General features: G+C 66.3%; 22 protein-coding genes and 1 tRNA gene. 5 read left to right on the top strand and 18 right to left on the bottom strand.

What is annotated here, in order from left to right; all coding sequences use genetic code 11:
* Positions 1-30: 30 nt before the first annotated feature.
* The 4 genes from A9995_RS06595 to A9995_RS06580 all read right to left on the bottom strand — a co-directional run bounded on the left by A9995_RS06595 (position 31) and on the right by A9995_RS06580 (position 5,898).
* Complete coding sequence (locus A9995_RS06595) at positions 31-774, bottom strand: energy transducer TonB (RefSeq protein ID WP_067610609.1); 744 nt, start codon at positions 772-774, stop codon at positions 31-33.
* Positions 775-909: 135 nt separating this feature from the next.
* On the bottom strand, positions 910-3,387 hold the full coding sequence (locus A9995_RS06590) for a TonB-dependent receptor (RefSeq protein ID WP_067610607.1): 2,478 nt from the start codon (positions 3,385-3,387) through the stop codon (positions 910-912).
* Positions 3,388-3,635: 248 nt separating this feature from the next.
* On the bottom strand, positions 3,636-4,565 hold the full coding sequence (locus A9995_RS06585; RefSeq protein ID WP_067610604.1) for an isopenicillin N synthase family oxygenase: 930 nt from the start codon (positions 4,563-4,565) through the stop codon (positions 3,636-3,638).
* A 13-nt stretch (positions 4,566-4,578) separates the two neighbouring features.
* A complete protein-coding gene (locus A9995_RS06580; protein ID WP_067610602.1) occupies positions 4,579-5,898 on the bottom strand; it encodes a NupC/NupG family nucleoside CNT transporter in 1,320 nt (439 codons plus the stop codon).
* 131 nt (positions 5,899-6,029) lie between these two features.
* Between A9995_RS06580 and A9995_RS06575 the strand changes: the two genes are divergently transcribed.
* Positions 6,030-6,719 (top strand): queuosine precursor transporter, encoded by a 690-nt coding sequence (locus tag A9995_RS06575; RefSeq protein WP_067610600.1) that lies wholly within the window; start codon positions 6,030-6,032, stop codon positions 6,717-6,719.
* Between the two features lie 6 nt (positions 6,720-6,725).
* On the opposite strand, the gene A9995_RS06570 is transcribed toward A9995_RS06575, so the two are convergent.
* The 3 genes from A9995_RS06570 to A9995_RS06560 all read right to left on the bottom strand — a co-directional run bounded on the left by A9995_RS06570 (position 6,726) and on the right by A9995_RS06560 (position 9,729).
* Entirely contained in the window at positions 6,726-7,241 is a 516-nt protein-coding gene (locus A9995_RS06570; RefSeq protein ID WP_067610598.1) for a DUF421 domain-containing protein, read from the bottom strand.
* A 68-nt stretch (positions 7,242-7,309) separates the two neighbouring features.
* A complete protein-coding gene (locus A9995_RS06565) occupies positions 7,310-8,344 on the bottom strand; it encodes a radical SAM protein (RefSeq protein ID WP_082992532.1) in 1,035 nt (344 codons plus the stop codon).
* Positions 8,290-9,729 carry an NAD(P)/FAD-dependent oxidoreductase gene (locus A9995_RS06560; protein WP_067610596.1) on the bottom strand — a complete coding sequence of 480 codons (1,440 nt, stop codon included), beginning with the start codon at positions 9,727-9,729 and terminating at the stop codon, positions 8,290-8,292. Before A9995_RS06560 ends, A9995_RS06565 begins: the two co-directional genes overlap by 55 nt.
* Before the next feature lie 76 nt (positions 9,730-9,805).
* Between A9995_RS06560 and A9995_RS06555 the strand changes: the two genes are divergently transcribed.
* Together A9995_RS06555 and A9995_RS06550 are read left to right on the top strand one after the other, a co-directional pair.
* Positions 9,806-10,858, top strand: coding sequence for a methyltransferase domain-containing protein (locus A9995_RS06555; protein ID WP_067610594.1), 1,053 nt, complete (start codon positions 9,806-9,808; stop codon positions 10,856-10,858).
* A 10-nt stretch (positions 10,859-10,868) separates the two neighbouring features.
* Positions 10,869-11,885, top strand: coding sequence for an SDR family oxidoreductase (locus A9995_RS06550; protein ID WP_067610593.1), 1,017 nt, complete (start codon positions 10,869-10,871; stop codon positions 11,883-11,885).
* A 15-nt stretch (positions 11,886-11,900) separates the two neighbouring features.
* Here A9995_RS06550 and A9995_RS06545 read toward each other — a convergent pair whose 3' ends face one another.
* From A9995_RS06545 to A9995_RS06505, 9 genes are all read right to left on the bottom strand, one after another.
* Positions 11,901-12,623 (bottom strand): glycosyltransferase, encoded by a 723-nt coding sequence (locus tag A9995_RS06545; RefSeq protein ID WP_067610590.1) that lies wholly within the window; start codon positions 12,621-12,623, stop codon positions 11,901-11,903.
* Positions 12,620-13,198 (bottom strand): TIGR04282 family arsenosugar biosynthesis glycosyltransferase, encoded by a 579-nt coding sequence (locus A9995_RS06540; RefSeq protein WP_067610588.1) that lies wholly within the window; start codon positions 13,196-13,198, stop codon positions 12,620-12,622. Before A9995_RS06540 ends, A9995_RS06545 begins: the two co-directional genes overlap by 4 nt.
* Positions 13,199-13,297: 99 nt before the next feature.
* Positions 13,298-13,432, bottom strand: a complete 135-nt coding sequence (locus tag A9995_RS06535; RefSeq protein WP_067611008.1) for a DUF2474 domain-containing protein — start codon at positions 13,430-13,432, stop codon at positions 13,298-13,300.
* Entirely contained in the window at positions 13,432-14,439 is a 1,008-nt protein-coding gene (gene cydB, locus A9995_RS06530) for a cytochrome d ubiquinol oxidase subunit II (protein ID WP_067610586.1), read from the bottom strand. Before cydB ends, A9995_RS06535 begins: the two co-directional genes overlap by 1 nt.
* Complete coding sequence (locus tag A9995_RS06525; protein WP_067611006.1) at positions 14,439-15,884, bottom strand: cytochrome ubiquinol oxidase subunit I; 1,446 nt, start codon at positions 15,882-15,884, stop codon at positions 14,439-14,441. Before A9995_RS06525 ends, cydB begins: the two co-directional genes overlap by 1 nt.
* Positions 15,885-16,039: 155 nt before the next feature.
* Positions 16,040-16,115: transfer RNA gene (locus A9995_RS06520), tRNA-Lys, on the bottom strand.
* A gap of 41 nt (positions 16,116-16,156) precedes the next feature.
* Positions 16,157-16,651 carry a 2-amino-4-hydroxy-6-hydroxymethyldihydropteridine diphosphokinase gene (folK, locus tag A9995_RS06515; RefSeq protein WP_082992531.1) on the bottom strand — a complete coding sequence of 165 codons (495 nt, stop codon included), beginning with the start codon at positions 16,649-16,651 and terminating at the stop codon, positions 16,157-16,159.
* A gap of 14 nt (positions 16,652-16,665) precedes the next feature.
* Positions 16,666-17,541, bottom strand: a complete 876-nt coding sequence (aguB, locus tag A9995_RS06510) for an N-carbamoylputrescine amidase (protein ID WP_067610584.1) — start codon at positions 17,539-17,541, stop codon at positions 16,666-16,668.
* A gap of 48 nt (positions 17,542-17,589) precedes the next feature.
* Complete coding sequence (locus A9995_RS06505; RefSeq protein WP_067610582.1) at positions 17,590-18,447, bottom strand: class I SAM-dependent methyltransferase; 858 nt, start codon at positions 18,445-18,447, stop codon at positions 17,590-17,592.
* A gap of 127 nt (positions 18,448-18,574) precedes the next feature.
* On the opposite strand from A9995_RS06505, the gene msrA reads away from it, so the two are divergent.
* The gene (gene msrA / locus A9995_RS06500) at positions 18,575-19,114 is read left to right on the top strand and encodes a peptide-methionine (S)-S-oxide reductase MsrA (protein ID WP_067610580.1); all 540 of its coding nucleotides are present in this window, start codon (positions 18,575-18,577) and stop codon (positions 19,112-19,114) included.
* Here msrA and A9995_RS06495 read toward each other — a convergent pair.
* Positions 19,111-20,364, bottom strand: a complete 1,254-nt coding sequence (locus A9995_RS06495) for an RsmB/NOP family class I SAM-dependent RNA methyltransferase (RefSeq protein WP_067610578.1) — start codon at positions 20,362-20,364, stop codon at positions 19,111-19,113. The two genes, msrA and A9995_RS06495, sit on opposite strands and share 4 nt — an antisense overlap.
* A 55-nt stretch (positions 20,365-20,419) precedes the next feature.
* Between A9995_RS06495 and A9995_RS06490 the strand changes: the two genes are divergently transcribed.
* Positions 20,420-20,578: a DUF1674 domain-containing protein gene (locus A9995_RS06490; RefSeq protein WP_082992530.1), complete on the top strand. Its 159-nt coding sequence runs from the start codon at positions 20,420-20,422 to the stop codon at positions 20,576-20,578.
* Between the two features lie 38 nt (positions 20,579-20,616).
* Here A9995_RS06490 and A9995_RS06485 read toward each other — a convergent pair whose 3' ends face one another.
* A complete protein-coding gene (locus A9995_RS06485; protein WP_067610574.1) occupies positions 20,617-22,002 on the bottom strand; it encodes a cytochrome P450 in 1,386 nt (461 codons plus the stop codon).
* Positions 22,003-22,012: the final 10 nt, after the last annotated feature.

Raw genomic sequence — 22,012 nt, 5'->3', positions numbered from 1 at the left:
AGAGCCTAGCACCGCAAGATATAGCCCGCTTTAACGCGCGAACCAGTCCTGTCGCCAGCCATAGTCGGCGGGCACCGGATTGCCTTGGGTATCGACGGCCGGACGGAACACGAAGCGCTCGACCGCGAGCCGGCAGACGATGGCATCGGCTTGCGGATCGGGACTGGGGCGCAGCACGCGGCAATTGCGCGCGCGGCCATCGACCCCCACGGTCATCGCCACGGTCACCGAATTGCCGAGCCGCGCCTGCCGCCCGCCGGGCGGGATCGGGAAATCGCTCGCGGCATTGATGTCGCCGGCGATCTTGACCGGCTGGGTTGCGACGATCCCGCCGCGCCCTTGCCCGCCGCGGCCGCTGCCGGTCCCCTGACCGCTGCCCGCCGCACCCGTGCCCTCGCCCGCCTGTTGCGCGCCCGAGGTGGGCGCGGTTCCGGTGGAGGTCGCGCGTGGCACCGGGCGATCTTCGCGCAAGCGGACCGCAGGGGTCGGCGCGGTCACCGGTGCCGGAACCGCCTCGCGCCCCGGAGCGCCCTGTTCGCCCTCGTCGGGCTCGGGCTCGACTTCGGGAGGGGGTGGCGGGAGCGGTTCTTTCGGCGCGGTGACGGTGACCGAGAAGGCGGCGACCACCGAATTCTCGACGGTCTGCACAGCCCCGGGCGCAAGCGCACGGATGAGGCCGTAGAACAGCGCGGCATGGAGCAACGCGACCGCGACGATCACCCAGGGGTTCGGGCGCTTCCTCGCGCTCGCATAGCCGGTTGGCGGTTTATCCATGAGCGATCAACGGCGCAGCGAGCGGCTGCGTTCCGACGGGCTCGCTCCGTCTTACCGGGTCCCGCAACACAAAGGGGGCGGCCCTTCGAAAAGGACCGCCCCCCAGGTGTGCGATCGGACCGAAGTCCGGAGTGCCTAGAAACCCCAGATCAGCGACGCCGTGAATGCACGGGGCGAGCCGATGTTGACGAATTCGCCAGTGGTCGTGAGCCCGGTGGGAGCGGAACCGATGTACACCTCGTCGAGGATGTTGGTCACGTTCACCTGGAAATAGGCCTTGTCGAAGTCCGGGTTGAAATAGCCCAGTGCGAGGCGAGCATCGAGATCGGCTACCGTGTAACCGGGCAGTTCGACCGTGTTGATGTCGTTGAGGAACCGCGAACCGGTCCGCTTGATCTGCGCACCCAGCTCGACCGGTCCGAAACCGGCTTGCGCGCGGGCCCCGAGGGTGAACTTGGGCGAGCCCGATTCACGCTTGCCGGCAGTTGGGGCGAAGGTGGTCGCGCCGGTCTGGACGTCGTCCTTGATCTCCGACTTCAGGTAGGAACCGAAGACATAGAGCAGGAACGGATCCGCGGGCTGCCAGGCAATGCTGCCGTCGACGCCATACTTGTCGACCTGACCCAGATTGCGGGTAACCGAGCGGTCGAGGATCGGATCATACGCCGTGGCCAGACGGTTCTGGTAACGGTTGAACCAGCCCGTAACCTGCGCCTGGATGTTACCGGTCTGATAGCGGACGCCGAGATCGAAGGATTCCGAGGTTTCGGGCACCGGAGCAACGCCGACGAACAGCGAACCGTAAAGGGCATCGGTGCCGGGTACCGAAAGATTCTTGGCGTAGCTGGCGAAGACGCTGGCGTCGGAGGTGAAGTTGTACGTCAGGCCCACGTTCGGCAGGAGCTTGTCGTACTTGTAGGTCGCCGAGGTCGGAGCCACGAGGCCGGGGTTCGCTGCCAGGTAAGCGGCAAGCTGGGCATCGCCGTTGACGCAGTTGACGTTGCCAGACGGATCGGTGGTTACGCAATTCTGGTTGAGCTCGCGCTTGAAGAACGGCGCACGAACACCGACCGTCGCGACCAGGTCGCCGAATTCGCCACGATATTCACCCGAAATCTGGTTGAGGATCGCGAGGGATTTGCGGTCGCGCTTTTGCGGGGCAATGCCCTGACCGTCGAGGAGCGGATCATTGATCGGGAAGACGTCGAACGGTTCCGCATTGGTTGCCAGCAGCCCGGCCTGGCCCGTCTGACGGTGACGAGCGTGATCGAGAGTATAGGCGAGGCGGACGCGATGATCGGGATTGATGTCGTAGATCAGGTTGGCGATCACGCCATACCGATTGGTCTGTGTCTGGCTGGGCGACAGGATCGTCGCGAAGTCCAGCGTATCGCCGTCGCCGTTCAGATCGGTACCGCCGAAATAATAGTAGGTAGTGCGGCTGCCGGGACCACGTGCCGTGTTGCGGTTATCGGCACCGAAGAACACACCGGTGAGGCCAGCGGGCGAAAGACCTTCGAAGCCGACCGAGGTGCCGCCGCCATTGGCCTTGACGTACTGGTAGCTCGGATCGATCGTCAGCGTCAGCTTGTCGGTCAGCGAAAAGAGCGAGTTGCCGCGGATATTGCCGGTGTTCGAGGGATTGTAGCGCCGTTCGAACGGAGTACCGCAGCTGTTGTAGCTGTCCTGGACGCCAGCCTGACCGCGCACCGTGGTGCAGGGCGTACCGTCGGTCAGATTGTAGAACCGATCTTCCGGCTCCTGGATCGGACCGGGCTCGCCAGTGTAACGGAAGGGCGAACCGTTGAAATTGTTGCGGTTCTCGTTGTAGTGGCCGGCGATCGAGATGAAGTCGCCGTTCGAACCGATGGGCTGGAATATCTTCGCGTTGTACTGCTGCTTCTTGACGCCGCCATAGTTCGAAAACACTGAATCGTTTTCGGTCGTCGACGCAGAGACAAATGCCTTGAGACCACCAGAAGTCAGTTCGCCCGTCTCCACTTTCGCGAAGAAGCGGTACATCATGCGGTCGCCGGGGTTCCCGCGCGCGATAATGTTGCCATAGGTCGAGGTCGTCAGGACGCCGAATTCATTGTCCGGGGTCTTGGACCGGATGTTGATCGTACCACCGGCAGCGGCTGCGGTCGGGCTGTCGACATCGGTCGAACCCAAGGTAACGGTCGCGAATTCGATGATCTCCGGGTCGAGCATCTGGTTCGTGTAGAGCGCATAATTGCCCGAGTCGTTCAGCGGGACACCATCGAACGTCTGCGAGATGCGGTCGGACGAGAACCCGCGAATGGTGAAATTGCCGCCCAGCGAACCGAAGGGATCGTTGTTGGTGAAGCTGACACCGGGGACCAGGTTCAACGTGTCGTTGATGGTCTGGCCGGGGGTCTGGCGTCCGATCAGCTCGGAGCCGATCTGCACCTTGGCCTTGGGCGAGTCGGGGATTTCGACGCCGCCGACAGCGGTGTCGCGCGCGCCGGAAACGATGATAACGTTGCTCTCATCGAAATCGACCGAGCCGGTGGACTGGGCGTGTGCCGCAGAGCTCATGAAGCCTGCGGAGAGGCTGACCATGGAAGCCGCCAGGAGATATTTGATCTTCATCGAGATGGACCTTCTACTCGAGAATGGGACTGGGAACGAATCGCGCTTCCCGCCGTTAGCGGGCTCGCCGCTCCCAAGCGACTCTTATGTGACATGATAAAGACACGCCCTGGCGCTTTATGCTGCAAGAGCGAAAGGCCGCGAATTATGTCTTTTTTTGAGGCGCTTATACGTGTGGCTTGCAGGGCACACCGCGGGAACTTTCGATCCTGTTGCGGCAGAGGCACACGGATCGCGCCCGAATCCCGTCAGGCGAGATTGATCTCGCGCAGCCGCTGCATCAGGAAATCATGGCTCGAGATCGGTTCGGGATGATCGTCCGGCGCGGCGGGATCGATGCAGGAGGGCAGCGTCTCGATCGTGTAATCGGGGCGGAAATGCAGGAAGAACGGCATCGAATAGCGCGCGCGATAGGCGGCCTCACCGGTCGGATTGACCACGCGGTGGGTGGTCGAGCGCAGTCTCCCGTTGGTCAGCCGGTCGAGCATGTCGCCGATATTGACCACCAGCGCGCCCTCGGGCGGATCGATCGCCAGCCACTCGCCATCGGTGGTGAGCAATTCGAGCCCGGCTTCCTCGGCGCCCAGCAGCAGGGTGATGGTGTTGATATCGCCATGCGCCGCGGCGCGAATCGCCCCCTCGGCACCTTCGCCCTCGAGCGGCGGGTAGCGCAGCAGCCGCATAACCGAATTGCCGTCGGCCACGGTGGGCGCGAAGAATCCGCGCGGCAGGCCGAGATGAAGTGCGATCGCCTCGAGCACGCGCGCGCCGGCATCCTCGAAAGCGGCAAAGAGCGCGCTGAAGGTTTCGCGGAAGCCCTCGACTTCGCCGGGCCAGATATTGGGCGCCATGAATTCGGAAAGCGCATGCCCCTCGGGCAGCTCGCGGCCGACATGCCAGAACTCCTTGAGATCCTGGACGCTGGCTCCCTTGGCCTTCTCGGTACCAAACGGCGTGTAGCCGCGCGCGCCGCCGCCACCGGGAATGTGATAGGCGCGCTTGGCTTCGTCGGGCAGCGCGAAGAACGCCTTGGACATTTCTTCCGCGCGATCGATCAGCTGCTGAGGAATGCCGTGGTCGCGGATCACCGCAAAGCCGTATTCCTCGAAGCTTTGCCCCAATTCCTGAGCCACTTCCCCCAGCGGGCGGGCGATCGAAACGCTGGCGATGTCGGACATGGAGAAAACCCTATCAATACGGCAGGAACAGCCCCGCCAGCGCCGCGCTCATCAGATTGGCGAGCGAACCGGCGGCCAGCGCACGCAGGCCGAGCCAGGCAATAACGGGGCGCTGGTTGGGCGCAAGCCCTCCGGTGACCGCCATCTGGATCGCGATGGAGCTGAAATTGGCAAAACCGCACAGCGCAAAGGTGACGATGGCAAGGCTGCGCTCGGACAATGCGCCCGCCCCCAGCGCGCCCAGTTCGATAAAGGCGACGAATTCGTTGAGCACGATCTTGGTGCCGAACAATCCGCCCGCGATCCCGGCATCCTCCCACGGAACGCCGATCAGGAACATCACCGGGGCGAACAGCGTGCCCAGCGCCATCTGGAACGACAGTTCGGGATAGCCGAACAGCCCACCGGCCCAGCCAAGCAGGCCGTTGGCCAGCGCCACCAGCGCGACGAATGCGAGCACCATCGCGCCGACCGCGACCGCGAGCTTGACCCCGGTCTGCGCGCCCTGCGCCGCCGCCTCGATGATGTTGGCGGGCTTCTGGCCCTCCTCGAAGGTCTCGGCGATCTCGACCTCGTGCGGCTTGCCGCCCTCGACCAGCGCGGCGGGCCCGTCGGAGCTGATGCGGTTTTCGGGCAGGTCGAGCCGGCCTTCCGCCTCGGGCGAAGCCTCGTCGTCATCGGGCATGATGATCTTGGCCATCAGGATGCCGCCGGGTGCCGACATGAAGGCCGCGGCGAGCAGAAAGGGGAGGTATTCGCTGCCCAGCAGCCCGGCGTAGGCGGCGAGGATGGTGCCCGCGACGCCCGCCATGCCCACGGTCATCAGCGTGAACAGCCGCGCCGGCGACAGCGCGGCCAGATAGGGGCGCACCACCAGCGGGCTTTCCGACTGGCCGACGAAGATATTGGCCGCGGCGCCGAGCGATTCGACCTTGGAGATCCCCGTGACCCAGCCGATCGCACCGCCGACCCAGCGCACCACCTTCTGCATCACGCCGAGATGGTAGAGAATCGAAACCAGCGCCGCGAAAAAGATGATCACCGGCAGCGCCCCGAGCGCGAAGGTGTTGGCCAGCGGGTTGGTCTCGTTGGGCCCGAACAGGAATTGCGTGCCCTGATCGGCATAGGACAGCAGCGCCGCGACGCCGTTGGACATCCCCTGGATCACCGCGCGCCCGCCGCTGGTGGCCAGCACCAGGAACGCCATCAGCGCCTGCAATGCGAAGGCGGCACCCACCACCCGCAGCCGGATCCGGCGCTTGCCGACCGAAAGCAGGAAGGCGATCGCGAGGATCACCACGATACCGATAAGACTGGCGACGATGGGCGGCATGCGGAGCCTTCCGGTAAGGGCAACTGCGGATGAAATCGCGCGCTGTCTTGCGCGCATGGCCCCATTAGTCAATTTCGACCCTGCTTTAACCGACCGATCTTTCACCGATTCCGCGAACGGGACCCGAACAGATGACGCAACCTGCTGATACGAGCCGCGCCGCCGCAGCGGCCATGCCGCGCGGATTGTTCGTCTATCTGCTGTTCTACGGCGGGATGACGGTGCTGGCCGGGGTGTTGGCGTTCAAACAGGTGCAACTGTGGCCGACCGAGCTGGCGGTGGAATCGGGAATCTTCGCCTTCCTGCTGCTGGTGGTGATCTCGAGCACCATCGCCCAGCTCTATGGCGAGAAGCTCGCCAGCCGGCTGGTGTGGTGGGGTTTCCTGCCGCTGGCGGTCTCGGCGACACTGATCTGGGTCGTGCTCTCGCTCCCCGCCTCCCCCGAGATGGTCGAGTTTCGCGGCACGGATCTGGCGGCTTTCGAAACGGTGTTGTCGCAGACCCCGCGGATCATGATGGCCGGGCCGGCCGCCTATATCGTCTCGCTGCTGCTGAACGTCTGGATCTTCTCGCGGCTGCGCGGCGAGGGCGAAGGCAACACGCTGGGGCTGATGGCGCGCGGCGCGATCGCCAGCGCGCTCAGTCAGGCAATCGATTCGGTCATTTTCGTAACGCTCGCTTTCTATGGCGAGTTCGACATCACCAATCTGATGATCGGCCAGGTGATCGCCAAGGTCGTGCTCAGCATCGTGCTGGTGCCGTTCCTGATCGTCGGCGGGGTGGCGCTGGCCAAGCGGCTCGATCGCACCGCTGCAGCCTAGCAGGCGCTACGGCCGCTCGATGCCCGCGACGACGCGGTCGTCGAGCCGGTCGCCATGCAGCACCGAAACATCGCCGGTGGTCTCGAGCACCACCGCACGGACATTGCCCATTTCGAGAGCATTGGCCTCGCGCAGCTTGGCCAACAGATCGCTTTTCGCGACCCGCGACACTTCGAGCGCCTCTTCGATGAATTCGCCATCGTACATCAGGAAGATCGGGCCGTTCTGGATCGCATCCTCGAAGCGATCCGAATTGCGCCTCAGCTTGGCGAGCAGAAACTGGATGACGAACAGCGCCGCCATTGCCAGCAACGCCTGCGCAAAGCCGGTCCATGCCGTCGCCTGCACCGCGCCTGCGAGCAGCGAACCCGAAGCGATCGTGACGACGAAATCGAAATTGGTCATCTTCGACAGCGTCCGCAGCCCGATCATCCGGATCACCGCGATGACCCAGATCATGGAAACGGCGCTGAGCACCACCACGCGTGTGGCGATATCGAGTGTCGTATTGTCGAAGAACATGCAGTGGCCCCTTGCTTTCCTGCCCTCCCAACGGGCGAGACCGCAAAGCTATCCGCCGCCGCTCCCGATCAGGCCGAACAACTCGCCCCGCCGAGCACACAGAACCGCGCGCAATGCGGGTGGTTGAGCGCGACCTCGCCCGCCGCCTCGGCGAGAGTGTCGCCGAGATCGAAATCGTGGTGGTAGGGGATCAGCGTGCAGGCGGCGACCCGTGGGCGCGGCTCGCCCTTGCGGTGGACCACCATGCGGCTGGTGGCGCACATCACGTCGGCAGGCGACTTGCCCAGGATCGACCAGCACCCGGTGGTGATCTCGGCGATATCCTTGGCCGCATCCATTTCGGGAAACAGCACCAGTCGCGCAGGGTCATGAGCATCGACCGCGATGCCCTCGCGCGCAAACAGCGCGGCGTAATGTTCGCGCGCCGCGCGCTCGTCCTCGCCCGGCACCATGCGGCCCGCGACCGCGAGCGCAAAGCCGTGGTCCGAGAGCCAGCGTAAGCCCTGCATGGCGGGCGCCCAGCTGCGCGGGCCGCGCTCGCCCTCGTGCACCGCCTGGGTGTGATGGTCGAGACTGATCCGCAGGACCAGCTTCTCGGCATATTCCTCGCGCAGGGCGAGCAAGGCCGCCTCGTGCCGCCGCATCGGCTTCATCGCATTGGACAGCACCAGCGCCGCAAAGCCGCGTTCCAGCGTGTCTTCGAGCAGCGGCAGGAAATCGGGGTTCATGAACGGCTCGCCCCCGGTGAAGCCGATCTCGCGCGTCGCCAGCGATTCCGCCTCATCGAGGAACGGTACCGCCGCCGCATGGGTCAGATAGACCAGCGCATCATTGGTCGGGCTGCTCTCGATATAGCAGCTCGCACAGGCCAGATTGCACAACGTACCGGTGTTGAGCCAAACCGTTTCCAACCGGACCAACGGCACGCTCGCGCGCGGCTCGCCCGCTGCGGTCCAGTTCGGATCGGCGAATTTCGCTACCGGCAGCGTGTCGGCCTCGACCCGGAAGGGCGAGGGTCCCGCAGGCGCGGTGCGCGACGCCGAGCGGCTCACGCCATCCGCCGCCGCAGCTTCGCCAGCGTGCCCGCCCACTTCTTCGGCCATTCGCCGAACACCGTGGGCTCCCAGGCAGCGAAGCTTGCCGCCTTGGATATCTCGCTGCGGGTGGGATAGGCGATCACCGCCGAGCCGAGCGCGAAGGTGCTGCTCTTGCCGGTGATCGACTGGCTGAAGGGCAGCAGCATCTCGCCCGCATTCTTGCCGACGATGCTCGCGCCCAGAACTGTCTTGCCCTTGAGCACCAGCTTGAGCTGGCCAATTGTGTCGCCATCGGCAATCGCGCGTTCGTTGTCGTCGAAACGCTCGACCACCACGCTCACGCCGTCGCCATGCTTCGCACGCGCATCCTTCTCGGTCATGCCGACCTGCGCCACTTCGGGGTCGGTGTAGGTGCACCACGGCAGCGCGGACCAGTTCACCTTGGTCGGCAGGCCGAGCGTGATTTCCAGCGCGACATTCGAGCCTTCATAACCCGAAACATGCGTCAGCCGCGGCCCGTCGCGGCAATCGCCGATGGCGTAGATGTGTTTGAGCGAGGTACGCCGCCGCCGGTCGACCACGATTCCCCCGGCGCCGATCTCGACCCCGATTTCCTCGAGCCCGAAACCCTTCGCATTGGCCTCGCGCCCGGTGGCGATCAGCAGATGCGAGCCCTCGATGGTCTCGCTATTCGCGCCAGTGGCGCCATTCAGGGCGACATGGAGGCGAACACCGTCGCCGCGCGCCTCGACCCGGCTCGCCTTGCCCTCAATGAAGCGCACGCCTTCGCCCTCCATCGCCTGGCGGACGATTGCCACGTGATCGGGATCGTCGCGCGCCAGCAGCGCCCCGGGCTCGACCAGCGTCACAGCGCTGCCCAGCCGGCGGAAGGCCTGCGCCATCTCCATCCCGATCGCGCCGCCGCCGACCACCACCAGATGCTCGGGGCGCTCGGTCAGGTCGAACAGCGTTTCGTTGGTGAGATAGGGCACATCGCCCAGCCCCTTGATCGGCGGCAGCGCGGGGCGCGAGCCGGTGGCGATCACGATCCGCGGCGCGGACAGCGTGCGCTTGCCGACCTTGACCGTGTGCTTGCCCGTAATTTTCGCCCAGTCGCGGAAGACCTCGCAGCCCATCTCCTCGAAGCGGCTTTGCGAATCATGCGGGGCGATAGCGGCGATGGCGTCATGGATATGCGCATGGACCCCGCGCCAGTCGACCCGTGGTTTGGTGAGCATGACGCCATGACGCAGCGGCGTGCGCGCCTCTTGTGCACGCTTGGCGGCAGCGATCAGCGCCTTCGACGGCACGCAGCCATCATTGAGGCATTCGCCGCCCATTTCGCGCGCCTCGATCAGCGCCACTTTGAGATCGAACAGCGCGCAGCCGCCCGCCGCAGTAAGCCCAGCGGCGCCGCCGCCGATTACGATTACATCATGGGTGAAGTTCATGGCTTGCCCCCTAGCCGATTATGCTGACAAAGCGAGCCCGAAGCCCCTCTTCACGACGGCAGGACCCGCACACCCGATGAATCTCGAGAACTCGCAGGATTATTACGGCAAGGTGCTCGCCAGCTCCGCCGATCTCAGGACCGATGCGTGCTGCACCGCCGAGGCGCCGCCGCCCGCGATGCTGGCCGCGTTGCGCAATGTCCACGAGGATGTCCGCGCGCGCTATTACGGCTGCGGGCTGGTCGCACCGCAGGCGATTGCCGGCTGCCATGTCCTCGATCTGGGCTCGGGCAGCGGACAGGACGCCTATGTGCTGGCGCAGATGGTCGGCGAGGCGGGTTCGGTCACCGGGATCGATGCCACCCCCGAACAGCTCGAAGTCGCCCGCCGCCACGAGGACTGGCACCGGGAGCGCTTCGGCTATGCGCAGGCCAACACACGCTTCCTCGAGGGCGATATCGAGAAGCTGCTCGAGCTCGACCTGCCCGAGGGGCATTTCGACGTCATCGTGTCGAATTGCGTGATCAATCTGGTGGCCGACAAGCGCGCCGTGTTCGACGCCGCATGGCGGCTGCTCAAGCCCGGCGGCGAGCTCTATTTCTCCGATGTCTATGCCGAGCGCCGCGTGCCCGAGCCTTTGCGCGAGGACCCGGTGCTGCATGGCGAATGCCTCTCGGGAGCGCTCTACTGGGGCGATTTCGTCGCGCTGGCCAAATCGGCGGGCTTTCGCGATCCGCGGCTGGTCACCAGCCGCCCGCTCGGGATCGAGGATCCCGCGCTTCAGGACAAGCTCGCGGGCATCGCCTTCCACTCGGCCACCTACCGATTGTTCAAGCTCGAAGAGCTGGAAAGCCAGTGCGAGGACTATGGCCAGGCGGTGCGCTACAAGGGCACCGTTGCGGGGCAGGAGCGGGTCTTCGAACTCGATGGCCACCACCATATCGAGGCGGGGCGGGTGTTCCCGATCTGCGGCAACAGCTGGCTGATGCTCGCCGCCACGCGGTTTGCCGACCATTTCGACTTCATCGGGGATTTTTCGACCCATTACGGGGTGTTCCCCGATTGCGGCGTGGCGGTGCCCTTCGGCGCGATCGGCGGCGATCCCCAGCCCGCCGCCCCCTGCTGCTGAGCGCGCGGCGATGAAGATACTCGTCACCGGTGCCGCCGGCCTGCTCGGCGGCGAGCTGTGCAGGCTGTTGGTCGCCGCCGGGCACAGCGTCACCGCGCTGGTCCACACCAATCGCGATATCCGCGCCAATGACGGCGCGCCGGTCACGGTCGCCGAGACCGTGGCGGGCGATGTCTCGCTGCCGCGCTTCGGCTGGGATGCGGCGCAGTTCGCGGCGATTGCAGCCTCGCACGAGCTCCTGATCCATTGCGCCGCGACGGTGCGCTTCGATCTCGACGAAGCCGATTACCGCAGCGTCAATGTCGAGGGCACCCGCCATGCGCTGGCATTGGCCGAGGCGGGCGGCATGGCCTATCTCCACATCGGCACCGCCTATGTCTGCGGCACGCGCAACGGCGTGGTGCGCGAGGACGATCCGCTGCCCGAGAGCGGCTTTGCCAATGGCTACGAGGCGAGCAAGGCGGCGGGCGAGCGGCTGGTGCGCGCCAGCGGTCTCGGCTGGGCGATTGCGCGCCCCGCGATCGTGCTGGGCGACAGCGCGAGCGGCGCGATCCGCCAGTTCGACACCACCTACACCGCCTTCAAGCTGATCGCCGAAGGCCGGGTGCGCGCCATGCCCGCGACCCCCGGCGCGACGCTCGATTTCGTGCCCATCGATCATGTCGCAAACGGCGTGGTCGCCATCGCCGAGCGGATGGCGGCCGCGAAGGGCGGCACGTTCCACCTCGTCTCGGGGCAGCCGCTCCCGGTCGAGCGCTTCGCCGCCGCGATCGGGTCCTATCCGCATTTCCACCAGCCCGCGCTGGTGCCGCCCGCAAGCTTCGACCCAGCCGCTCTCGCCCCGCTCGAGCGCCGCCTGTTCCGCCGCATCGCCGGGCTCTACGCCAGCTATTTCCAGCGCGACCCGCGCTTCGACGACACCGCCTTCCGCACCCTCACCGGCCGCCCCTGCCCCCCGACCGGCGAAGCCTATATCCGGACGCTGATCGACCACTGCATCGCGGTAGGCTTCCTGCCGGCGGAATAAGCGAGTGGACGCGCCTCAGCGTACGTCCGGGTAATGCTTCGCCATCCGGCTGCGCAAGCCGAAGGCCCAGAGCATTCCGACCTTGAAATAGATCCAGTTCGCCTTGAGCGGACCCCAGGCGGCAATGCGGCGGTCGGAGGTTTCGATCATGCGCGGGACCATCCGGATCCGCCCCAACCGCGCAAATTTGACGCACAGATCGGCCTCTTCCATCACCGTGTCGCCGGGGTTGCAGCCCCCCAGCGCGAGAAATTCGGCGCGGCGGAAGAACATCGCGTGATCGCCGAACAGCAGCCGCACTCCCTGAAAGAACAGGTGCGGGCGGGTGAGCAGCGGCGCGTACCAGGTCTTGGCCCAATTGTGTGCGGTGGTGACCCAGCGGGTCCCCTGCGGCCCGCGGATCACCGGGGTGAAGCTGGCCAGCGCGAGGTTCGGGTCGGCCAGCGTCTGCTCGACCACCGCGACCATATCGGTGGGCGGCAGCGTGTCGGCATGGAGCACGCAGACCAGATCGCTCCGCGCCGCCTTGACCCCGAGATTGATCTGCAGCGCCCTCCCCCGCTCGGCCGCCAGAATCCGCCAGCCGGCGCGGCGCGCGATCTCGGCCGTGCCGTCCATGCTCCCGCCATCGACCAGCAGGACTTCCGCCGGTTTCGGATCGAGCGCAGCAAGCCGCTCGACCAGCGCGGGCAACGCCTGCTCCTCGTCGAGCGCTACGATCACCAGGGTGACGCTCATTGCGCGAACCGCGGAAAGCGCGCGAGATCGGCGGGCGTATCGATATCGCCAAGCTCGGGCAGCATCGCGGGCGAGATCCCCTGCAGGCCGAAGCGGCGCAGGGTTTCGGCAAGCACCGCTTCGGTGCTCCATGCCATCTCGTGGAACAGGAAGGGCATCGGCCGGGTCATGCCGAGCAAATAATAGCCGCCGTCGCTGGCCGGACCCACCACCGCGGGCGCACGCTCCAGCGCGGTCGCCGCGCGGCGCAGCATGGCCGCGTCGCAATCGGGGCAATCGCTGCCGATGAGGATCGCGGGCGCCGCGGCCCGCGCCATCCGCGCGCCCAGATCGCCCTCGCCCTGATCGACCACCGCCAGATCGCCGCCCAGCCAATCGTGAAACCGCGCGGGTTCGCCCCCGGTCACGCGCAGCTCGAGTGGCAACCCGCTGGCACGCGCCTCGCGCAGCGTGTGTTCAAGCAGGCGACGGTAGAGCGCGGCGGCGCCCTCAGCCCCCAGCGCCGGGATCAGCCGGGTTTTCGCCCGCCCCGCCTCGGGCCAGCGCGCGAAGATCGTGAGCCGTGCTGCGCTCATGGCTGGATCGCGCCTCGCGGTTTGCAGGTGAGTGCGGGGATCATGGCAGCGCGATTGCACAAGGCTCGCAGGTTGCAAAGGCCCTAGGGACTCGAGATTTCAGCCGTTCAGCCAGAAACGGATCACCATGGCCACCGCCCCCAGCACGCTGATGCTCGCCAGCCAGATCGCCGCCATCCAGCTCAGCCTTTGCCACAGCGGGCTCTCTTGGGGCCGTTCTTCGGGGGCCGCCATCAATGGTAGCCTTCGTGGCCGACCTTGCCGCGGAACACCCAATAGGCCCAGGCAGTGTAGCCGATGATCAGCGGCATGGTGATCGCCACCCCGATCAGCATGAAGATCTGGCTGCGCTCGGGCGCGGCGGCATCCCAGATCGTGATCCCCGGCGGCACGACATAGGGCCACATGGTCACGCCGAGCCCCGCCATCCCGAGGAAGAACAGCGCCAGCGCCAGCCAGAACGGCTTGCTATGGCGTTCGACGCTAAGCGCGCGCAGCAGCATCACCGCGAAGATTGCCGTCAGGATCGGGATCGGCGCAGCGTAATAGATCTCCGGCGCGCTCAGCCACCGCTCGGCATACTCGACATTGAGCAGCAGATTGTAGAGCGAGACCGCGCCCATCAGTATGAAGGTGGCCCAGGCGGCGCGCTTCGCCAGCCTGCGACTGTGCTCCTGGCTCGGCCCGTCGAGCTTCCAGACCAGCCACGCCGCGCCCAGCAGCGCATAGCCCGCCACGGTGCCGACGCCGGTCAGCAGCGTGTAGGGCGTCAGCCAGTCGAGCCAGCTGCCGGCATAGCCACGGTCGACCACCTCGATCCCCTGCAGCAGCGCACCCAGCGTCATCCCCTGCGCCATCGCCGCGACGATGCTGCCACCGGTGAAGGCGGCGTCCCAGTATCGCCGGTGGCCCGGATCGCGCCAGCGCGCTTCGAACGCCACGCCGCGGAACACCAGCCCCAGCAGCATCGCGATGATCAGCGGATAGGTCGCCGGCAGGATCACCGCATAGGCCAGCGGAAAGGCCGCGAACAACCCGCCGCCACCCAGCACCAGCCAAGTCTCGTTGCCATCCCAGACCGGCGCGATCGAGTTCATCGCCCGGTCGCGTTCGGGACCGACCTCGAAAGTCGGAAACAGGATCCCGATGCCCAGGTCGAACCCGTCCATCACCACATAGGCGAAGACCGCGAAGGCGATGATGAAGGCCCAGACGGTGGTAAGATCGACATTCACCGCCATCACTCGGTCTCCCCGCGATTGCGCGGCAGCGTCTCGGCATGGCCGGGGTTCTGCGTCGGACCGGGAGTGATGCCCGCCGTGCGGATCGGCCCGGTGTCGCCGCGCTTGACCCCCTTCTCGCCGGTGTGGGGCGTCTGGTTCATCAGCCGCAGGATATACCACGTGCCAGCGCCGAAGACGCTGAAATAGACCAGTACGAAAGCCACCAGCGAAGCGCCGACCGCGGGCGCATCGAGCGGGCTGGCGGCATCGGCGGTGCGCATCAGATTGTAGATTACCCATGGCTGGCGGCCGACCTCGGTGGTGATCCAGCCCGCGAGCACCGCGACAAAGCCCGACGGCGCCATCACCAGCGCGGCGCGGTGCAGCAGCGGCCAGTCATAGAGCTTGCCGCGCCAGCGCGCGAACAGGCTCCACATCCCCATGCCGAGCATGGCGAAGCCGATGCCCACCATGATCCGGAAGGACCAGAACACGATCCCGACCGGGGGTTCCTCGTCGTCAGGAATGGTGTCGAGCCCGGCGAGCGGGGCGTTCAGATCGTGCTTGAGGATCAGCGAGGAAAGCTTGGGAATCTCGACCGCATATTTGACCCGCTTCTCCTCGCTGTCGGGAATGCCGAACAGGATCAGCGGCGCACCCTGGGGGTGGCTGTCGTAATGCCCCTCCATCGCCATGACCTTTTGCGGCTGGTGCTCGAGCGTGTTGATCCCGTGCAGGTCGCCGGCGAAGATCTGGATCGGGGCGACGATCGCCGCCATCCACAGCGCCATCGAGAACATCTTGCGCGCGTGGAGATTGGTCTTGTCGCGCAGCAGGTGCCAGGCGCCCACACCGCCGACCACGAAGGCGGTGGTGAGATAGGTCGCGAGCAGCGTGTGCGCGAGCCGGTAGGGGAAGCTGGGGTTGAAGACGATCGTCCACCAGCTGTCGCCGGGGAGGAACTGCCCGTTGGCGCCCATCTCGAAGCCGACCGGAGTCTGCATCCAGCTGTTGACCGAAAGGATCCAGAAGGCGGAGATGAAGGTGCCGACCGCAACCATCAGTGTGGCGGCGAAATGCAGCTTCCTGCCGACCTTGTTCATCCCGAACAGCATGACGCCGAGGAACCCGGCCTCGAGGAAGAAGGCGGTCAGCACCTCATAGGCCATCAGCGGACCGATGACGGGCCCGGCGCGGTCGGAGAAGACCGACCAGTTGGTCCCGAACTGGTAGCTCATCACGATGCCCGAGACGACGCCCATGGCAAAGGTAATCGCGAAGATCTTGAGCCAGAATTTGAACAGATCGAGATAGATCGGCTTGCCGGTCTTCAGCCACAGCCCCTCGAGCACCGCGAGATAGCTCGCCAGCCCGATCGAGAACGCCGGAAATATGAAGTGGAAGCTCACCGTGAAGGCGAACTGGATGCGAGCCAAAAGAAGGGCGTCGAAGGCATCGAACATGACGAACCCATAGGCCCAAGTCATTTTCGAACCTAACTGAAACCGCGCCGTCTGAGTTGCACAAAGCGCAAGCCAAGCGTTGGGGCCGCTGGCGCCGTTCCTGCGCCATTGAGCGCAAGACCACGAAGTCCGAGGACAACAGCCGCGGGAAAAAGTGGTGAGCCCTGCTGGGTTCGAACCAGCGACCTACTGATTAAAAGTCAGTTGCTCTACCGACTGAGCTAAGGGCCCGCACGCACGCGTTGGTGGCCGGTGTGTCCGGCACGGGCGCGTCACCTAGGCAGCGGGCGGGGCCGGGTCAAGCGCGCATCGAGTTGGCGAAGGCTCGCGCCGGTCAGCGGGTCGATCCATTCGGGCGCCACGCTGCGCGCCGGGCCAAGCACGAAGGCGCGCTCGCGAAAGCGCGGATGAGGGATGGTGAGATCGCGGGAAAGCCACAGCCCGCCGCTCCACAGCACGATGTCGATGTCGAGCGTTCGTGCGCGCCAGCGCTGGCCCGAGCGGCGGCGGGCGAAGGCGTGTTCGACCTCGGCGATCAGGGCGAGCATGGCCGGCGGCTCGCGGGTCGTTTCGACCAGCATCGCGGCGTTGGCGTAACGGCGCAGCGCCGGGCCGAGCGGGCCGCTGTCGATGATCGGCGAGCGCCGCAGCAGCGCAACCTTCCGCTCCGCCAGCGCCTCCATCGCCGCCCGCAGCACCGCCCGCGGCGGCCCCACGCCCGACACCCGCATGTTCGATCCCAGCGCCAGCAGATAGCGATGGCTCACCCCGGCGCGCGCGATCAGATATCCTCGCAGATGCGGGTGTAAAGCTGCGGTCGGCGGTCGCGGAAGAAGCCCATCCCGGCACGGTGGGTCGCCGCGCGGTCGAGATCGAGCGTGGCCACCAGCACACCGGTTTCGCTGGCGCCGTAATCGGCGACCAGATCGCCCCATTCGTCGCAAATGAAGCTGTGTCCGTAGAAGCGCTGCGCGCGATCTGCGGGCCCTTCGGCGCCGATGCGGTTGGCTGAGGCCACCGGCATGCAGTTCGACACCGCATGGCCTACCATCGCGCGGCGCCACATCCGGCTGGTGTCGAGCTCGGAATCATAGGGTTCGGAGCCGATGGCGGTGGGGTAGAACAGCACCTCGGCGCCCTTCAGGGCCATCACCCGCGCGCATTCGGGATACCACTGGTCCCAGCACACGCCGACGCCGATGGTGGCGGTCCCGCCGGTGCAAGGCACGTCCCAGACCTTGAAACCATCGTTGCCGGGGCGGAAATAGTATTTTTCCTCATAGCCCGGCCCGTCGGGGATATGGCTCTTGCGATAGGTCCCCATGATGGCGCCATCGGGGCCGATCATCGCCAGCGTGTTGTAATAGTGGTGGCCGTCGCGCTCGAAGAAGCTGGTCGGGATGACGACGCGATGCTTCGCGGCGAGCTCCTGCATGGCGAGCACCGAGGGGTGCGTGGCAGTCGGGCGGGCGCGGGCGAACAGCGCCTCGTCCTCCTCGCGGCAGAAATACTCGCCCGCGAAAAGCTCGGGCGGCAGGATCACCTGCGCGCCCTTGCCCGCCGCCTCCTCCACCAGCGCGGCAACCGCGGCGATGTTGCGCGCCTCGTCGGGATCGGCGAGCGGCAATTGGAGGATTGCGATGGTGAGCGTGCGCATGGCCTGCGCTTATTTCGCGCAAGCGCCGAAGTCTACCGGTAGCGCGCCCTAGCGCTTGCGGAACAGCAGCGTCATCCGGTCGCTCTCGCCGATATTTTCCAGCTCGGGCTTCTTGCCGCTCCACGACGGGGGCAATTGCCACACGCCGCCTTCGTGATCGGCAGTGTCGGTGGGGTTGGCGTTGATCTCGCTGGTGTCGACCAGTTCGAAGCCATGCGCCTCGACCAGCGCGATCACGTCGTCCTGGCGCAGATAGCCATTGGCACCCAGCGTGTAGTCGCCGGGAGCGTCGGCCTTGGCGCGGTGCTGGACGATGCCGAGCATGCCATCATCGGCGAGCAGGTCGCGGATCCGCGTGAGTTCGGTGTACATCACCCCGGAGCGCAGCAGATTGTGCATCTCGCGGAACACCAGTACCCGGTCGGCGGTGCCCTTGAGCTCCTCGGGAATATCCTGCGAGCCATGGATCGCGACCGGTGCGCCCGACAGGTTCCAGCCCGGAGCGGCCTCGGCGAAATTGCCCGCCAGACCGCCGAAATATTTGGCAAACCGCTCGCTGTCGGCGGCGGCGGGATCGGGTGTGAGCCCGACATAATTGCCCTGCGCCCCCAGATAGGGGACCAGCACGCGGGTGTACCAGCCGCCCGCGGGCATATAGTCGACCACGGTCATGCCCGGTTCGACCTGGAAGAAGGCGAGCGTTTCGGCCGGATGGCGCCAGGCATCGCGCGCCATGTCTTCGGTGCGGTTGGGACTGGCCAGCGCGGTCATCATCGCGTGCTGCGAGGCCCCGTGTGCAGCGTGTTGTGCGTCGCCAGCACCGTGCTGGTGCTGCGCGATCGCGGGGGTGGCCATCGCGGCCGTGGTCATTGCAGCGGTGGCGCAGGCGGCAAGCAGATAACGCATCGAATCTCTCCCAGAATTTTTCTGTCCGCGACCCTGCCCGCGTGGCCCACCGATGACAAGCGACCGATTACAAGCGCCGATGACAAGAGCGGGGCGGCTTCCTATCTGGCTGGCAAAGGAGATTACAATGGCTATCCAACAGGCAATCATCGCAGGCGGCTGCTTCTGGTGCACCGAGGCAGTGATGAACGACGTCATCGGCGTGACCAAGGTCGAGAGCGGCTATATCGGCGGCGACCGGCCCGATCCGACCTATAAGGAGGTCTGCAGCGGGACCACCGGCCATGCCGAGGCGGTCCGGGTCGGCTTCGATCCCGAGGTGATTTCGCTCGCCGACCTGCTCGACGTCTTCATGGGGACGCACGACCCCAGCCAGCTCAACCGCCAGGGCAACGACGTCGGCACGCAGTATCGCAGCGCGATCTTCCCGCTCGACGATGCCCAGCGCGAAGCGGCAGAGGCCGCGATCGCGCGCTGGAACGAGGAGCATTCGGGCACGGCGGTCACGACCATTGAAGGTCCCGCTGAATGGTACCCGGCCGAGGACTACCACCAGGAATACTGGGGCGGCGAAGGACAGCGCAATCCCTATTGCCAGGCCACCATTCCGCCCAAGCTGATGAAGCTGCGCAAGAGCTTCCAGAAGTATCTGAAAGCCGACGCCTAGACGGGTTCCTCGCCGGCGGGAGCCTGCCAGCGGGCGACGAAGAAGCCGTCGAGCCCGCCGAGTTCGGGCAGCATGCCGGGATCGGTGCGCAGCCAGCCCTCGCCGGTGGGCGTGAGGCCTGCGGGCAGTTCGTCGGCGGAGATGGGTACAGGCGTCAGATCGACCTTGGCCGCCTGTTCCTCGCCTTCCTCGCGCTCGAGCGAACATACCGCATAGACCAGAGTCCCGCCCGGCTTGAGCCAGGCGACGGCGCGCTCCAGCAGCGCGGCCTGCAGCTCGACCATTTCCTCAATCTGGCGCGAGCCGATCCGGTGGAGCACGTCGGGATGGCGGCGCGCGGTGCCGGTGCTGGTGCAGGGCGCGTCCAGCAGGATCGCGTCGAAGCTGTGCTTGGGCTCCCATGTCAAAACATCGGCGCGGACGATGCCCGCTTTCAGCCCGGTGCGCTTGAGGTTGTCGCGCAACAGCTCGAGCCGGCGCTTGGAAATGTCGAGCGCGGTCACCTGCCAGCCGGCGGCGGCGAGCTGGAGCGTCTTGCCACCGGGTGCAGCGCACAGATCGAGCGCGTGGCGCCCCTCCCCTGACCCGAGCAGCCGCGCGGGCAGCGAGGCGGCGAGATCCTGGACCCACCATTCGCCCTCGGCAAAGCCGGGCAGCTTCTCGACGCTGGCGCCGCGCGGCAGGCGCAGCTGGCCGGGCATCAGGCTGTCGGCGGCGAGCTGATTGGCAAGATCGGCGGTGCGCGCAGGATCGCGCAGGGACAGGTCGAGCGGGGGCGGATTGGCCAGCCCCGCCGCGATCGGCTCGGCGCGGTCGCCCCAGCGCTCCGCGACCGAGGTCGGCAATGTCGGTCTGTCGGGCAGCAACAGCTCGCGCTTTTCGAGCGTCGAGAATACACCATGTGCCAGCCGCCGCGGGCCGCCCGCGAGCAGCGGCAGCCCGGTGGCGAGCACGGCATGCGGCGGGGTGTCGAGCCGCAGCCATTGCGCCAGCATCATGCGCAGCACCATCCGCGCCTTGGCATCGGGGGGCAGGTTCTGCTTGGTGGCGCTGTCGATCAGCGCATCGAAATCGCCCAGCCAGCGCAGCACTTCGCTGGCGATGGCGCGGGTGAGCGCCTTGTCCTCGAAGCGGCGGACGTCGCCGGTCGCCGAACCGAAGGCGATATCGAGCGTCTCGCCGCGACGAAGCACAGCATCGAGCAGGCGCAGCGCGGAGCGGCGCGCGGGGAAACCGGGGGGCATGGCCATGGCGGGTCCCCTACCCGCCCTTGAAACCGCGCGCCAGCCTGCGCATTTGATAGGGATGGACAAACGCGCAACCAAGCGGCCCGAGAGCTTCGAGAAGCCCCCTCACTGGACCAATGAGCCTCCACCCGAGCCCAAGGGACCGGAAATGGACGAGGAATTGAGCCCGACGCGCTATGGCGACTGGGTCAAGGACGGCATCGCGATCGATTTCTGACCGGGCGGCACGATCCAGCGGCTCGCCCGCTGCAGATTTCAGAGCTTCCGAAGCGTGATCTTGAGGCCGTCCTTGGGCTGCGGGATCGGCCATGCCTGCCAGTCGGGATCGTAGCCGGGCTCGACCTCGATCCGGTAGCGGGTCAGCATATGCGCCATCAGCACCTTGATCTGCATGTACGCGAAATGCAGCCCGAGGCACATATGCGCGCCCCCGCCGAACGGGACCCAGGCGTATTTGTGCCTCGCCTTGACCAGTTCGGGGGTGAAGCGCTCGGGGTCGAAGCGCTCGGGGTCGGGCCAATGCTCCGCCATGTGGTGGACGAGGTGCGGGTTGATCCCGACCCGCGCACCCGCCGGGATGGTGTAGCCGCCATGTTCGAAACTGCGCAGCGCGCGGCGCGGGATCGACGGCACCGGCGCGATCATCCGCAGCGATTCCTTGAACGCCATCTCGGTCAGCGTGGGCTTGCCGAGGTCGTCATAGGCGAGATCGCGCCCCTCGCCGCCGGTGATCGCGGTCAGTTCGTCGCGCAAGCGGTCCTGCCATTGGGGGTTCTTCGCCAGCAGATAGACCAGCGAGGTCGCGGAAGAGGTGATGGTGTCGTGCGCGGCCATCATCAGGAAATTCATGTGATCGACCACCGCCTCGACATCCATCAGGCTGCCGTCCTCGAATTCGGCGGTGGCGAACTGGCTGAACATGTCCTGCCCGCCCCCTTCGGCGCGGCGGCGCAGCGTCTCGCGGGTGAAATAGTCGACCAGGAAAGCCCGCCCGTCGACGCCCTTCTTCATCTTGGTGAAGGGCAGCGGGCGGCGCACCGGGGCGATCGAGGCCTGGACCATGTCGACGAAGGCCTGGTTGATCCGGTCGGCTTCCTCGCCGAAGGGCAGGCCGATGAAGCTGTCGGCGGCGAGATCGAGCGTGAGCTGCTTGATCGCGGGGTAGAATTGCATCGGCCCCGTACCCCAGTCCTCCATCCGCGCGGCGATGCCGCGGTTGAGGCTGTCGGCATAATGCCGCATCGGACCGGGCTTGAAGGCGATCGACAGCGCGCGGCGATCGGCGCGGTGATGGTCGAAATCGAGCAGCATCAGCCCGCCGGGGAACAGGCGGTGCAGGACCGGGCTCCAGCCCTGATCGCTGGAGAAGATCTTGCCGCGGTCGAACAGCATCAGCTCGTTGGCCTCGGGGCCGATCAGCGCGACATGCCAGCCACCCATCGAGTGGACCTTGTAGACCGGGCCGTAGGTCTCGAACATCCGCTTGGCAAAGGCGTGCGGATCGGAGAGCTGGGTGAAGGTGTGGCCGACCAGCGGGTAGCCCTTCTCGCCGGGGATATGGTCGAGCGCTCCCGCGGGCAGTTTGACGCGCCAGTCCTTCGGGGTGAATTCATCGGAAGGGTGAGACGCGAGGCTGGCCATAGGTTGCTCC

Source organism: Erythrobacter sp. QSSC1-22B, assembly GCF_001678665.1.
Lineage (GTDB): Bacteria > Pseudomonadota > Alphaproteobacteria > Sphingomonadales > Sphingomonadaceae > Qipengyuania.
This window is presented reverse-complemented; position numbering and strand designations above follow the sequence as displayed.

Coding starts and splice junctions, on each gene's coding strand:
- A9995_RS06595 (WP_067610609.1), bottom strand. CDS start 774: ATGGATAAACCGCCAACCGGCTATGCGAGCGCGAGGAAGCGCCCGAAC.
- A9995_RS06590 (WP_067610607.1), bottom strand. CDS start 3,387: ATGAAGATCAAATATCTCCTGGCGGCTTCCATGGTCAGCCTCTCCGCA.
- A9995_RS06585 (WP_067610604.1), bottom strand. CDS start 4,565: ATGTCCGACATCGCCAGCGTTTCGATCGCCCGCCCGCTGGGGGAAGTG.
- A9995_RS06580 (WP_067610602.1), bottom strand. CDS start 5,898: ATGCCGCCCATCGTCGCCAGTCTTATCGGTATCGTGGTGATCCTCGCG.
- A9995_RS06575 (WP_067610600.1), top strand. CDS start 6,030: ATGACGCAACCTGCTGATACGAGCCGCGCCGCCGCAGCGGCCATGCCG.
- A9995_RS06570 (WP_067610598.1), bottom strand. CDS start 7,241: ATGTTCTTCGACAATACGACACTCGATATCGCCACACGCGTGGTGGTG.
- A9995_RS06565 (WP_082992532.1), bottom strand. CDS start 8,344: ATGGCCGAAGAAGTGGGCGGGCACGCTGGCGAAGCTGCGGCGGCGGAT.
- A9995_RS06560 (WP_067610596.1), bottom strand. CDS start 9,729: ATGAACTTCACCCATGATGTAATCGTAATCGGCGGCGGCGCCGCTGGG.
- A9995_RS06555 (WP_067610594.1), top strand. CDS start 9,806: ATGAATCTCGAGAACTCGCAGGATTATTACGGCAAGGTGCTCGCCAGC.
- A9995_RS06550 (WP_067610593.1), top strand. CDS start 10,869: ATGAAGATACTCGTCACCGGTGCCGCCGGCCTGCTCGGCGGCGAGCTG.
- A9995_RS06545 (WP_067610590.1), bottom strand. CDS start 12,623: ATGAGCGTCACCCTGGTGATCGTAGCGCTCGACGAGGAGCAGGCGTTG.
- A9995_RS06540 (WP_067610588.1), bottom strand. CDS start 13,198: ATGAGCGCAGCACGGCTCACGATCTTCGCGCGCTGGCCCGAGGCGGGG.
- A9995_RS06535 (WP_067611008.1), bottom strand. CDS start 13,432: ATGGCGGCCCCCGAAGAACGGCCCCAAGAGAGCCCGCTGTGGCAAAGG.
- cydB (WP_067610586.1), bottom strand. CDS start 14,439: ATGGCGGTGAATGTCGATCTTACCACCGTCTGGGCCTTCATCATCGCC.
- A9995_RS06525 (WP_067611006.1), bottom strand. CDS start 15,884: ATGTTCGATGCCTTCGACGCCCTTCTTTTGGCTCGCATCCAGTTCGCC.
- aguB (WP_067610584.1), bottom strand. CDS start 17,541: ATGCGCACGCTCACCATCGCAATCCTCCAATTGCCGCTCGCCGATCCC.
- A9995_RS06505 (WP_067610582.1), bottom strand. CDS start 18,447: ATGCGTTATCTGCTTGCCGCCTGCGCCACCGCTGCAATGACCACGGCC.
- msrA (WP_067610580.1), top strand. CDS start 18,575: ATGGCTATCCAACAGGCAATCATCGCAGGCGGCTGCTTCTGGTGCACC.
- A9995_RS06495 (WP_067610578.1), bottom strand. CDS start 20,364: ATGGCCATGCCCCCCGGTTTCCCCGCGCGCCGCTCCGCGCTGCGCCTG.
- A9995_RS06490 (WP_082992530.1), top strand. CDS start 20,420: ATGGACAAACGCGCAACCAAGCGGCCCGAGAGCTTCGAGAAGCCCCCT.
- A9995_RS06485 (WP_067610574.1), bottom strand. CDS start 22,002: ATGGCCAGCCTCGCGTCTCACCCTTCCGATGAATTCACCCCGAAGGAC.